The organism is Streptomyces bikiniensis, assembly GCF_000716625.1.
Lineage (GTDB): Bacteria > Actinomycetota > Actinomycetes > Streptomycetales > Streptomycetaceae > Streptomyces > Streptomyces bikiniensis.
Genome location: NZ_JNXJ01000001.1, coordinates 161,014 through 173,848, shown reverse-complemented (window position 1 = coordinate 173,848; position 12,835 = coordinate 161,014). Strand labels below are relative to the sequence as shown.

10 protein-coding genes are annotated in these 12,835 nt (G+C 75.0%); 4 read left to right on the top strand and 6 right to left on the bottom strand.

Translation table 11 applies throughout. The features are described from left to right. Positions 1-110: 110 nt before the first annotated feature. Both OO47_RS00730 and OO47_RS00725 read left to right on the top strand, forming a co-directional pair. The gene (locus tag OO47_RS00730) at positions 111-521 is read left to right on the top strand and encodes an STAS domain-containing protein (protein WP_267883668.1); all 411 of its coding nucleotides are present in this window, start codon (positions 111-113) and stop codon (positions 519-521) included. Further along, positions 518-2,740 (top strand): SpoIIE family protein phosphatase, encoded by a 2,223-nt coding sequence (locus OO47_RS00725; RefSeq protein ID WP_078489412.1) that lies wholly within the window; start codon positions 518-520, stop codon positions 2,738-2,740. Before OO47_RS00730 ends, OO47_RS00725 begins: the two co-directional genes overlap by 4 nt. Before the next feature lie 33 nt (positions 2,741-2,773). Here the strand turns inward: OO47_RS00725 and OO47_RS00720 are convergent, their stop codons facing one another. Both OO47_RS00720 and OO47_RS00715 read right to left on the bottom strand, forming a co-directional pair. Next, a complete protein-coding gene (locus tag OO47_RS00720) occupies positions 2,774-4,327 on the bottom strand; it encodes an MFS transporter (RefSeq protein WP_030211492.1) in 1,554 nt (517 codons plus the stop codon). Between the two features lie 109 nt (positions 4,328-4,436). Continuing rightward, a complete protein-coding gene (locus OO47_RS00715) occupies positions 4,437-4,850 on the bottom strand; it encodes a RidA family protein (protein WP_030211491.1) in 414 nt (137 codons plus the stop codon). Between the two features lie 545 nt (positions 4,851-5,395). Between OO47_RS00715 and OO47_RS00705 the strand changes: the two genes are divergently transcribed. After that, the gene (locus OO47_RS00705) at positions 5,396-7,021 is read left to right on the top strand and encodes an AMP-binding protein (protein ID WP_030211489.1); all 1,626 of its coding nucleotides are present in this window, start codon (positions 5,396-5,398) and stop codon (positions 7,019-7,021) included. A gap of 143 nt (positions 7,022-7,164) precedes the next feature. Beyond that, positions 7,165-7,992 (top strand): PaaX family transcriptional regulator, encoded by an 828-nt coding sequence (locus OO47_RS00700; protein ID WP_030211488.1) that lies wholly within the window; start codon positions 7,165-7,167, stop codon positions 7,990-7,992. Positions 7,993-8,005: 13 nt separating this feature from the next. On the opposite strand, the gene OO47_RS00695 is transcribed toward OO47_RS00700, so the two are convergent. From OO47_RS00695 to OO47_RS00680, 4 genes are read right to left on the bottom strand one after another with little or no spacing between them, the layout of a single operon-like run. After that, entirely contained in the window at positions 8,006-8,992 is a 987-nt protein-coding gene (locus tag OO47_RS00695) for a UbiA family prenyltransferase (RefSeq protein ID WP_030211487.1), read from the bottom strand. After that, positions 8,989-9,843: a class I SAM-dependent methyltransferase gene (locus OO47_RS00690; RefSeq protein WP_051715773.1), complete on the bottom strand. Its 855-nt coding sequence runs from the start codon at positions 9,841-9,843 to the stop codon at positions 8,989-8,991. The genes OO47_RS00695 and OO47_RS00690 overlap by 4 nt, the downstream gene beginning before the upstream one ends. Continuing rightward, entirely contained in the window at positions 9,840-11,456 is a 1,617-nt protein-coding gene (locus OO47_RS00685; RefSeq protein ID WP_030211485.1) for a class I adenylate-forming enzyme family protein, read from the bottom strand. Before OO47_RS00685 ends, OO47_RS00690 begins: the two co-directional genes overlap by 4 nt. After that, a complete protein-coding gene (locus OO47_RS00680; RefSeq protein WP_033207535.1) occupies positions 11,453-12,805 on the bottom strand; it encodes a protoporphyrinogen/coproporphyrinogen oxidase in 1,353 nt (450 codons plus the stop codon). Before OO47_RS00680 ends, OO47_RS00685 begins: the two co-directional genes overlap by 4 nt. Positions 12,806-12,835: the final 30 nt, after the last annotated feature.

Sequence of the window (12,835 nt, the reverse complement as noted above, 5' to 3'; positions counted from 1 at the left end):
GACGGTGACGAGGCCGGGGAACAGGATTCCGGTCATATCCGGATGAAAGTAGTATTTCACTGATCTTTACCACGGGTTCCCACCGGGAACCGCAGCGGAGGGAACTGAGGGTGTTCGCGGTAGACGTCAGACGGGACACGCGAGGAGTGGTATTCGTGCTGCGCGGGGACCTCGACTTCCACAGCGCGGTGCAGTTGTACGAGGCCGGTGACAAGGAGCTGGGCGCGCAGGGGGACACGGGTGCGGTGGTGATCGACTGCTCCCACCTCACGTACTGCGACTCCACCGGCATCACCGCCCTGCTGAAGCTGTACAACCAGCTCTCCGGGCAGAGCCGGGTCCTGCGCCTGGCGGCGGTGCCCGCCTTCCTGGACCGCCTGTTCACCCTGACGGGCCTCAACCAGATCTTCTCCCTGTACGCCGACGCCGACGAGGCCCTGGCCGCGCACGCGGCCGACCACGGCGCGCTCGCCGCGGGCGCCGACGAACCGGTGCGGCCGAGCGGGGAAAACGCCGGATGACGGGCGCGTCAGGACGGCGGACGCCCCGGTCCGCCCAGGTGCCGGCGGCACGCACCGCCGGCAGCGGCACGGAGGGCGACCTGCGGGCCCTGTTCGGCCAGTCGATGGCCGTGTTCGCCTCCCTGGCCGGGCCGGCGCACATGCTGGAGGCCGCCAATCCCGCCTTCTTCGCGGCGATCGGCGGACCCGGGCGCACCCGCACCGGAGTGCCGCTGGGACAGCTCATGCCCGAACTGGTCGCCCAGGGGTTCATCGGTCTGCTCGACCGGGTCTACCGCACGGGCAGATCCCACGTCGGCCGTAACGCCCGGGTGGTCCTGGGGGAGGGGAAGGAGGCGCGCGAGGCGTTCTTCGACTTCACCTACGAGCCCCGCCTGGACGGCGGCGGCAACGTCATGGGCGTACGGGTGATCGGGGTGGAGACCACCCAGGTGCAGCAAGCGCAGCGGTTGACGGCCGAACACCGGGCGCTCCTCGAACAGATCGCCCGCCAGGCCCCCCTGCCCGAGGTCCTGGAGGGCATGGCCCGCGCCATCGAGGAGCTCGCTCCCGAAGAGGTGCTGGTGTCGGTCCTGCTCGCCGACGCCGACGGGGGCCACCTGCGCCACGGCGCGGCCCCCAGCCTGCCCGACTTCTACAACCAGGCCATCGACGGCATCGCCACGGGCGAGGGCGTGGGCTCCTGCGGCACCGCCGCGCACCGTCGCCGTCCGGTGATCGTCACCGACATCGCGACCGACCCCTTCTGGGACGACTTCCGCGACCTGGCCGACAAGGCCGGCGTGGCCGCCTGCTGGTCCACCCCGATCCTGGCCCGCGACGGCTCGCTCCTGGGCACCTTCGCGATGTACCACCGCACCCCGCGGAGCCCGCGGGAGGCCGACCTCGCGCTCGCCCGGGTCTTCGCCGACACCGCCGCCCTGGCCATCGAGCGCCACCGGGCCGAGCAGGCGCGCCGGGCGGCGGAGGTCCGCGAACAGGCCGCCCGCGACGACCTGGCCTTCCTCCTGAACGCGAGCACCGCGCTCTCCTCCGACCTGGACGCCCTCCAGACGCTGAACCGCCTGGCCACGGCCTGCGTGCCGCGACTGGCCCCACTGGGCGCGGTCGACGTGGTCGAGGGCGGCCGGGTGCACCGCGTCGCCACCGCCGCCCCCACCCGGCACCAGCAGGACCTCCTCGCCTCGCACATCCCCGTCTACGACGCCGACGACGACGCCGTCGCCCGCGTCCTGGCCTCCGGCGTGACCGAAGTGGCCCGCCGCACCCCCTCCGGGCCCGGTCCCTGGCACGAGCTGGGCGTCACCGGTTACGTGTGCCTCCCCCTCCTCGACCGGGGCACGGCGTTCGGCGCCGTGACCCTGCTGTCCACCGGCGAGCACGCCTTCGACGGACACACCGTCGCCCTGGCCGAGGAACTCACCCGGCGCGCCGCCCTGGCCGCGCGCAACGCCCGTCAGTACACCCACCGCGCCGCCCTCGCCCGCGACCTGCAGGCCGGGCTCCTCCTGCCCGACCTGCCCCGGGTGCCCGGCGCCGAGGTGGCCACCTACTACCACCCCGCCGGCGAGGGACTCGACATCGGCGGCGACTTCTACGACGTCTTCCCCCTGGAGGGAGGCCGGTGGGCGTTCCTGCTCGGTGACGTCTGCGGGCGCGGCGCCATCGCCGCCACCACCACCGCCCTGGTCCGTCACACCGCCCGCGCCGTGGCCCCCCTCCTGCCCGGCCCCGAGGCCGTCGTCGCGGCGGTCAACCAGGCCCTGGTCAACCGGCCCGCCGGACACGGCACCGGCTTCGTCACCCTCGTCCACGGCATCCTCACCCCCACCGAGCAGGGTCTGGACGTCGAGCTCGTCCGCGCCGGCCACACCATGCCCCTGCACCTGGACGCCCGGGGAACCGTCCGCACCGTCGACGTACCCGGCGCCCTGCTGGGCATCGGGCCCGAAACCCAGCTCGCCGCGCACCGCCTCCTCCTGCGGCCGGGCGAGAGCCTCCTGCTCTACACCGACGGCATCACCGAGGCCCGCGACGCCGACGGCGAACAGTTCGGCGAGGACCGCCTCGTCGCGGCCCTGGCGGACGTCCCGCCCCGGACCGGTCCCCACCGCGTCATCGAGACCCTCACCCGGGCCGTACGGGCCTTCACCGGCGACCACGGCATCGACGACGACCAGGCCGTCCTCGTCCTGACGGCCACCCGCCCCGAGGTGTGACGCCGGCCCCGCCCCTGATCCGCCGGACAGGTCCTAGCCCGGCATCATGCCCCTGCCGCCCTTGAGGCGCTCGATGTCCGACGGGCGGACCTTGATGACGAAGAGGGCGACCAGGGCGCCCACCACGGCGAAGATCGCCGCCGTGACGAAGCCCGCCGAGACGCCGGAGGTCAGCACCTGGTCGCTCCAGGGCGGCGGGAGCTGGCCGGTCTCGGCGAAGCGGGCCTTCTCCAGGGGGCCCGCCTGGGAGAGGAAGGCGGGGACCTGCTTCTCCGCCTCGTTGCGGCTGGCCGTGCCGAAGACCGTGACCAGGATCGACAGGCCCAGCGAACCGCCGACCTGCTGCATCGCGTTGAGCAGGCCGGACGCGGCGCCCGAGTCACGCGGTTCGACGTTCGAGAGGGCCATGATGGTCAGCGAGACGAACATCAGGCCCATGCCCAGGCCGAAGACCAGGATCGGGCCGAGGATGCTCCCCAGGTAGGTGGAGCGCACGTCCGTCAGGGTCAGCCAGGAGAGGCCCGCCGCCGCCAGGACCGAGCCCGTCACCATGAAGGGCTTCGGGCCGTACCGGGGCAGCAGGTTGGACGTCAGCCCGGCGCCGACCGCGATGATCGCGCTGACCGGCAGGAAGGAGAGGCCCGCCCGCAGCGGGGTGAAGCCGAGGACCTGCTGCACGAAGAGGGTGAGGAAGAAGAACATCCCGAAGATCGCCGCCGCCAGGCACAGCATGATGGCGTAGGTGCCCGAGCGGTTGCGGTCGGCGAACATGCGCAGCGGGGTGATCGGCTGCTGGGAGCGGCGTTCGACCAGGATGAACGCGGCAAGGAAGACGACCGCCGCGACGAACGAGCCGATCGTGTACGGATCGCGCCAGCCCTCCTGCGCGGCCCGGATGAACCCGTACACGAGCGCCACCATGCCGAGCGTCGAGGTGAGCGCGCCGGTGAGGTCGAAGTGGCCGGGGCGCCGTGCCGACTCCTTGACGTGGCGGGGCGTCAGGAAGGCGATGAGGAGGGCGATGGGCACGTTGACGAAGAAGATCCAGCGCCAGTCGAGCCACTGGACGAGCATCCCGCCCGCCACCAGGCCGATCGCGCCGCCGCCGGCCGAGACGCCGGCGAACACGCCGAAGGCGCGGTTGCGTTCGGGGCCCTCTTCGAAGGTCGTGGTGATGAGGGAGAGCGAGGTCGGCGAGGCGATGGCGCCGCCGACACCCTGGAGGGCGCGGGCGGCCAGGAGTTGCCATTCGCTCTGGGCCAACCCGCAGAAGAGCGAGGCCAGTCCGAAGAGCAGGACGCCGAACATGAAGACGCGGCGGCGGCCCAGGATGTCGCCGAAACGGCCGCCGAGGAGCAGGAGGCCTCCGAAGGTGAGCGTGTAGGCGTTGACGACCCAGGCCAGGCTGGTGGTCGAGAAGTCGAGGGCGCTCTGGATGTGCGGGAGCGCGATGTTCACGATCGTGATGTCGAGGACGACCATCAGCTGGCAGGAGGCGATCACGAACAGGGCGATGCCCTTGCCGTCCCCGCCGCCCCGGCGGGGGGCCGTCGCCGCGGGAGTCGTCGACTTCGGGGAGCTAGGCATGGGTGTTCACGGCGCGCACGCCCTCACGGGAGGGGGTCGTGAGCCGGTCGGCCCACCCTTTCGACACTAAGCCCGGCCCCGGAGGGCGACCAGTCGATCAACCGGCCGGTCAGGCGTGCGCGGGTTCGTCCAGGACGGCGCAGCCGTCCAGCTCCACCAGGGCCTGTTCGTCCCGGAGGCGTACGACTCCGATCACGGCCGTCGCGGGGTGGTCACGGCCCGCCGGCCGCCGCCGGATGCCGCCCGGTTCGTGGGCGTGGGCGCGGTAGTCCTCGACGTCGGTGGCGTGGACCGTGACCCGGGCGAGGTCCGCGGGGGTGCCGCCGGTGTGGCGGAGGGCGGCGAGGAGGTCGGCGAGGGCGGTGGTGAACTGCTCGGTGAGGGTCTCCCCCACGACCGTGCCGTCGGAGTCCAGCGCGGTCTGCCCGGCGAGGAGGACGAAGCGGGTGCCGGTGGCGGTGACGGCGTGGCTGAAGCCGGTGGGCGGGGCGAGGTCGGCGGGGCTGTGGCGGTGCAGGCTCATGGGGCCGGCTCCTTCCGGGGGGAAGCGTGTCCCTGCTCCTCATGATGACGGGCTTCCTCGTGGTGGCGGGCGTACGGGTCCTTCGCGACGATCGTGCGCCGGACCTCGGTGGCCCCCTCGTGGATCCGGGGCGCACGGAGCTCCGCACACCAGGTGGTCCGTTCCGGATCGAGCGAGAATGCGGGCATGCGGGCCCTCTCCGGCGCCCTCTGGCGCCCTCGTGGTGACGCCGCCTCCGGGCGCCTCCGTCACAGCGCCACCTCCCGGCGCCCTCGTATCGGTGCCGCCTTCCGGCGCCTCCGTCACAGCGCCACCTCCCGGCGCCTCCGTGCCGCCGCCTGCAGGCGCGGGCGTACCGGCGCGCGGTGGCGCCTCGACCGGGGTGCGCCCCGGCGCCTCCGTCCCGGCGCCTCCCGGAGCCTCCGCCCCGGCGGCCCCGGCGGCCCCGGCCTCTACCCCAGTTATCGCGAACTGTTGACTGTCGTCACCATCACGATACGCCCGTGGAGCGGCGGGCGACCCCATCACGACAGGGGGACGGGCCCATGGAGCTGACGCCCTCGGCGCATCTGGACACCTTCGCCCGCGACCGGCTGCCGCCGCCGGAGTCGTGGCCGCGGATCCTCCTCGACGGCCTTCCCGGGCCCGCGTACCCCGACCGGCTGAACTGCGGGGCGGAACTCCTCGACCGCACGGTGGAGCGGTTCGGTGCCGACCGGCCCGCCTTCCACGACGGCGAGGGCGAGGTCTGGAGCTACGGGGAGCTGCGGGACCTGGTCGACCGGACGGCCCACGTCCTCACCGCCGATCTGGGGGTCGTGCCCGGCAACCGGGTCATGCTCCGGGGGCCCACCACCCCCCGGCTGGCCGCCTGCTGGCTCGCCGTGATGAAGGCCGGCGGGGTCGCCGTCACCGTTCTGGCCCAGCAGCGCGCCCCCGAGCTGGCCGTCATGGCGGACGCGGCCCGCTGCACCCACGCGCTCTGCGACGCCCGCTCCCTGGACGAACTCCTCGCCGCCCGGATCCCCGGGCTCCGGATCACCCCGTTCGGCGGAGACGGCCCGGACGACCTGCTCGCCCTCGCCGCCCGCCGCCCCGGCCCGTACGAGGCCGTGCCGACCGCCGCCGACGACGTGGCCCTCATCGCCTTCACCTCCGGCACCACCGGACGGCCCAAGGGCTGCGTCCACTTCCACCGGGACGTCCTGGCCGTCGCCGACACCTTCTCCGCGCACGTCCTGCGCCCGCTGCCCGACGACGTCTTCGCCGGTTCGCCGCCGCTCGCCTTCACCTTCGGCCTCGGCGGGCTCCTCGTCTTCCCCCTGCGGGCCGGGGCGAGCGCGGTCCTCCTCGAACAGGCCGGTCCGAAGCAGCTCCTCGCCGCGATCGAGCGGCACCGGATCTCGGTCCTCTTCACCGCCCCGACCGCCTACCGGGTCATGCTGGACGAGCTGACCCGGGGCACCGCCCCGGACACCGGCTCGCTGCGCCGCTGCGTCTCCGCCGGGGAGGACCTGCCCGAGGCGACCTGGCGGTCCTGGTACGCCCGCACGGGCCTGCGCCTGATCAACGGCATCGGCGCGACCGAACTCCTCCACATCTTCCTGTCGGCCGCCGACGGCGACATCCGCCCCGGCACCACCGGCCGCCCCGTCCCCGGCTGGCGCGCCAAGGTGGTCGACCGGGAGGGCCGGGAGGTCCCGGACGGCCGGGAGGGGCTGCTCGCGGTGCGCGGCCCGGTCGGCTGCCGCTATCTGGACGACCCCCGCCAGACCGAGTACGTGCGGGACGGCTGGAACGTCACGGGCGACACGTACGTCCGCGAACCCGACGGCTGGTTCCGCTACGTCTCCCGGGCCGACGACATGATCATCTCCGCCGGGTACAACATCGCCGGGCCCCAGGTCGAGGAGGTCCTCCTCGGCCACCCCGACGTGGTGGAGACGGCCGTGGTGGGCCGCCCGGACGAACTGCGCGGCCAGGTGGTCGTCGCGTACGCGGTGGTACGGGACGGGGTGCCGCGCGACGCGAGCACGGCCGCCGCGCTGCGCGCCTTCGTGCGCGCCCGCCTCGCCCCGTACAAGTCGCCCCGCGAGATCGTCTTCCTGGACGCGCTGCCGCGCACGGCGACGGGCAAGCTCCAGCGCTTCCGGCTGCGGAAGGCGGTGTGAGCCGGCACCCGGCGGTGGCCGCGCCCGTACCCGCGCCAACGCCCTTACCCGTACCCGTACTCGTGCCCGCTCCCGCGTCCGCGCCCCGCGCGACCCCGCCTGACGTGTGCACATCCCCCGTACCCACCGCCTAAAGTGATCACGTGGCCGAGCAGCACACTCCCCGATCCCTGATCGTCTCCCTCTACGGCGCGTACGGGCGCACGTCCGACGGCTCTCCGATGCCGGTGGCCGCGCTCGTCCGGCTGCTCGCCGCCGTCGGCGTGGACGCGCCCTCGGTGCGCTCCTCGGTGTCGCGGCTCAAGCGGCGCGGCCTGCTGCTGCCGCGCCGCACGGCGGACGGGGCCGCCGGGTACGCCCTCTCGGAGAGCGCCCGGCGGCTCCTGGACGACGGCGACCGCCGGATCTACGCCCGGAGCGAGCCGAAGCTGTCCGAGGGCTGGGTCCTGGCCGTCTTCTCGGTGCCCGAGGCCGAGCGGCACAAGCGGCACCTGCTGCGCTCCCGGCTCACCCGCCTCGGCTTCGGGACGGCGGCGCCGGGCGTCTGGATCGCGCCCGCACGCCTGTACGAGGAGACGCGCAACACCCTGGAGCGCCTGGAGCTCTCCCCGTACGTGGACCTCTTCCGGGGCGACCACCTGGGGTACGCGGCGACGGCGGAGGCGGCGGCCCGCTGGTGGGACCTGCCCGCCATCGCCGCCCTCCACGAGGAGTTCCTGACGGCCCACGAGCCGGTCCTGCGGGCCCGGCGGGAGGACCCGGGCGACCCCGGGGACGCCTACCGGGACTACCTGCTCGCCCTCGACTCCTGGCGCCGCCTCCCGTACGCCGACCCGGTCCTCCCGGCGGAGCTGCTGCCCGACGACTGGCCGGGCCGCCGCTCGGCGGAGGTCTTCGCCGCCCTGCACGAGCTGCTGCGGGACCGGGGGGCGGAGTTCGTACGCCCCTTCCTCGCCGGGTACGGGGAGTAGGGCGCCGGACGCGTCACGCCAGGGCCGCCGCCAGCGGGTTCGCCACGCACATCAGGACCACGCCGAGCCGGTGCACGGCGAAGCCGGTGCGGCGGGCCCGCATGATGTCGCCGCTCCGGAAGCCGAGCAGGTACTGGCGGAGGCGCAGCAGCGAGGCCGGCAGCATCAGGAGGACGAACCACCGGGGGGCGATCCCCGTCGCGCTCGCCCCCGCGATCGTCAGGAACTCGGCCAGGGACAGCGCGCCGATGAACCGGGCGTTGCCCCGCTCCGAGACCAGGGCGGCGACGGTCGGGCGGCCCACGGCCCGGTCGCCGTCGACGTCGTTGGTGTTGGAGTAGACGCCGAACATCAGCGGTCCGAAGCCGAAGAGGACGGCCTGCACCAGGAGGAAGCCGGTGGCCCGGCCGGTGACCATGCCGTACGGCAGGACGACCAGCGCGAAGCCCAGGGCGACCAGGTAGACCTCCTGGAAGCCGTGGTAGCTGAGCTTGACGCCGTAGGAGTACTGGAGGGTCACCGCCCACAGGACGACGAGCCCGATCGCGGTCCAGGCCGGGCGGTGCGGCGCGAGGAGCGCGGTGACCGCGAACAGGGCGGCGGCGAGGACGGCGCAGGTCCAGGCGAACCGCAGGGCCTCGGGGACGGTCAGCGTCCCGGCCACCAGCGGCTTGCGCCGCACGTTGCGCAGGGGGTGGTCGGGGCCGTAGTTGGTGATGTCGCTGCCGTCGCGGAAGCCCGTGACGTCGTCGAAGGCGGTCATCGCCATCAGGAGGAGGACCTGCCCGACGAGGAAGACGCCGAAGAGCGCGGCCGTGCGTCCGGTGAGCGCGCCGGCGAGCGGCACGACGGCGGACAGGGCGATGAAGGTGCCCAGGTAGTAGTCGTACACGTCGAGCTTGCCGAGCCGCGCGTAGGTCCTGAGCCTGCCGTCCGTACGGGCGGGGGGCGCGGGCGGTCCGGCGGGCGCGGTGGTCGTCGTGAGCGTGGAGTCGGTCATGTCGCCTCGGTGCTGTCCGTGGTGCGGTGTGCTGGTGGGTGCCCCGGCCGGATCGGGCGGCGGCCCTGTACGGAGTAGAGGACGCCGGTCGCGGCCGCGAACCCCGGGTCGTGCATCAGGGCGTGGAGCCGGTCGAGTTCGGCGCGCGTGAAGCCGCCGTCGAGGAGCCGGGGCGTGAGCTGGGCGAGGTGGTGGAGCTGGAGGCCGACCGCCGGTGTGCCCGGGGCGCGCAGCAGCACGTGGGGCCGGATCCGGATGCCGGTCAGGCCCGCGTCGCGGACCGCCGTCGCCGCCCGGCGGCCCCAGGTGGGGTCGCCGCCGGAGGCGCGCATCAGGGCCGTCCTGGCCCCGGTGAAGCGCTCGTAGAGCCGGGCGTCGTCCGGGGAGGGCGCGAGCAGGCACGGCTCGTGCCCGGCGTCGAACTCGTCCACCTGGAGGAGCCCACCGGGCGCGAGCGCGTCGGCAAGGCGCCGCAGGACCTCCTGCCGTTCGGGCAGGTGCTGGAGGACCAGACGGGCCACGATGACGTCGTAACCGCTCCCGGGCAGCGGGTCGTCGACCACGTCGTGGGCGAGCACGGTCAGTCCCGGCTCCGGCGCGATCCGGCCCGGCTTGATGTCGGTGGCGGTGACGGTGCCGCCGGGCGAGACGAGGCGGAGCAGGGCCCGGGCGACGCTGCCCGCGCCGGCGCCGATCTCCAGGCAGCGCATGCCGGGGGCCGTGCCCGCCTCCCGGAGGTGGCCGAGCGTCAGCGGGTCGAGCGCCTCTTCGAGGCAGGCGTGGTGGCGGGCGCTGTGCGGGCTGTCGTTGTCGAAGACGTAGCCGAGGGGGGTGGTGGGGGCCGGGTTCACGTCCAGCGCCCCGTTCCGCAGGTCTCCGTGCTGCCCGTCAGCCGTTCGAGGAGGGGCACGCGCCGCACCTTCCCGGTGCCGGTGCGCGGGACCTCGTCCCAGCCGAGCACGACGGGGTCGGCGAGCGGCGGCAGGTCCGCCACGGCCGCCTTCCAGCGGGCCGGTTCGAGGTCGCCGTCCTCCGTGACCACGACGGGCAGCGGGGCCGCGTCGGGCCGGGCGAGGACGACGCACTCCAGGGCCTCGGGCAGCCGGTCCTCCAGGACGTCCTCGGTCCGCAGGCAGCTGAACCCGGGGAGGTGGTCGACCTCCCGGTCGAGCAGCCGGACGCTGCCGTCGCGGGCGACGGCCCCGACGTCCCCGGTGTTCCACCAGCCGTCGTGGACCTTGGCCTCCCAGCGCTCCCGCTCGCCCGGGTAGTCGGGGGCGAGCGCCCGGGTGCGGCACAGGAGCAGGCCGGGGGTGCCCGGGGGCACCGGCCGGAAGGTGTCGGGGTCGACGGCCTTCAGCCGGGTCTTCAGGGGGACGGGCCGACCGAGGTCGCGCACGGTGGTCGGGGTGCCGTCGGCGGCCCGCGCCACGGAGCGGCGGGTGTGGAAGGCGAAGGTCAGCGGGCCGGTCTCGCTCTGGCCCCAGCCCTGCATCCACACCGGGCCGCGCCGTGAACTGGCCTGGAGGTAGGAGCGGACGACCGGCGGGTGCACGGCGTCGTAGGTGCTGATGTACGTCCGTACGTCCCGGAAGGGGTTGTCCAGGCGCCGGGTCAGCGGGCGGAGGCGTACGTAGCGGGCCGGGAGGGCCTCTACGACGGTGGGCGGGTGGGCGCGCAGCAGCAGGTCGGCCGTCTCGGGGCGGCCGGTGGAGTCGAGGGTGATGTGGCGGGGCGCGCGGACGGGGGCGACGGCGGTCCAGCAGATGGTGCGGCCGTGGGCGTAGGAGCTGGCGTTGAAGAGGGTGTCGTCGCGGCGCAGGCCGATGCGCGGCACCGGCAGGGTCTCGAACCGGGCGAGGTGGTGGACCAGGGTGCGGGTGGTGTGCGCGACCAGTTTGGGCACGCCGGTGGTGCCGCTGGTGTGGACGACGACCAGGGGCGCGTCGTCGTCGCGGGGGTGCGGGCCGGGGTCGGGGTGGCCGGCCAGGTCGTCGATGTGCACGGTGCCGGGCGGGAGTTCGCCGCCGCCGGGGCCGAGGACGACGGTCGTACGGGCCGTACCGGCGAGGTCCGCCGACGGGTCGCGGCCGAGGACGTCGAGGTCGGTGACCAGGACGCGGGGCGCGCAGCGGTCCAGGAGGACGCGCAGGGCGGCGGGCGGGAGGTGGTCGGAGAGCTTGACGGGGACGGCGCCGGTGCGGACGGCGGCGCAGGCGATCAGGTCGTAGTCCCAGTGGTTGGCCTTGACGATCGCGACGCGTTCGCCGGGTCCGGCCCCGGCGGCGGCGAGCGCGCCCGCCGTCTCCCGGACGAGCAGGGCGAGTTCGGGGACGGTCCACTCGGTGGCGGCGGCCCCGGCCGGCCCGGGGGCGAGGTCGAAGGGACGGTCGAGGTGGAAGCGGGTGGGCGCGCCGGCGTCGGCGAGGTCGTCGAAGAGGACGCCCGGGTCGTGGGGGGTCATGCGGCGGTCTCCTGCCGGAGGGTGCGGCCCCGGCGCGGGGCGAGGCGGGCGAGGACGCGGGCGGCGGCGAGCGCGCCCGAGCGGGCGGCGCCCTCGCTGGAGGGGCGGGCGGCGACCCAGTCCCCGGCGTACTCGACGGCGCGGGCCGGGCGGCGCAGGAACGCGCCGCGCAGGGCGAGGGCCCGGGGGGTGAGTTCGGGCATGGCCTGCGGCCAGTGGTGGACGTGGGTGGCGGTGAGGGACGCGCCGAGTCCGGGGACGTAGCGTTCGGCGGCGGCGGTGAGCCGGCGGGCGGCCTCCTCCTCGCCCGCTTCGACCAGTTCGGGGATGCGGCGCGGGGAGGCGAGCAGGCTGATCAGGCCGCGTCCGGCGGGGGCGCGGTCGGGGCACTTGAGGTGGTCGGCGACGAGGCAGGACAGGACCGGTTCCTCGCACTCCGGGGTGAGCAGCGCGTAGGCGCCGCCGCGCGGGGCGAGCGGCCGGTCGAGGGCGCAGCTGACCTTGTACATGGGCCGGTACGTGGAGGCGGCCGGGTAGCCGGTGGCGTCGGGGTCGGCGCCGTCGGTGAGCCGCAGCGCGACGGGGGCGGGCACGGCGAGGACGACCGCGCGGGCGGTGAGGGCGGCGCCGTCGACGGTGAGCCGGACGTGGTCGCCGCGGTCGGTGACCTCCTCGACGCGACGGCCGTAGCGGGTGTCGAGGCCGGCGGCGAGGCGGGTGGCGAGGAGGTCCATGCCGCCGCGGTAGGTGCGCCAGGCGGAGACCGGGCCGACCGCGAGCAGCAGGCCGACCAGGGGCGCGGCGGCGCTGCGTTCGGCGTCCCAGCCGAAGAAGGCGCCGGAGAGCGGCTGGAGCAGGTGGTCGTGGAGGTCGGGGTGGTGGCGGCGCGCGAGGGCGGCGACGGTGTCGGCGCCGAGCGGGGTGTCCTCGGGGTGGTCGTGGTCGAGGGCGGCGCGGTTCCGGCCGCTCCGGGCGAGGAAGCGGGCCAGGGAGGGGCGGGCGGCGGGGACGAGTCCGGCGCCGGTGAGGACGGCGCGGAGTTCGCCGACGCCGTTGTGCGGCCGTCCGCCGCGCCAGACGGCCATGGGGCGGCCGATGCGGGGGACGTCGTCGGGGGTGAGCCCGGCCCGGCGGACGAGCTGCCAGGTGGCGCGGTAGCCCCGGGCGGAGATCTGCTCGGCTCCGGTGTCCATCAGGTAGCCGTCGCGGCGGAGGCTGCGCATCCGGCCGCCGGGGGCGTCGGCGGCTTCGAGGACGCACACCTCGTGGCCGCTGCGGCGCAGTTCGTGGGCGGCGGCGAGACCGGCGAGTCCGGCACCGACGACGGCGACGTCGAGGTCAGGGGTCATGCGGGGGTACTCCGTGAGGGGCTGGGGGCG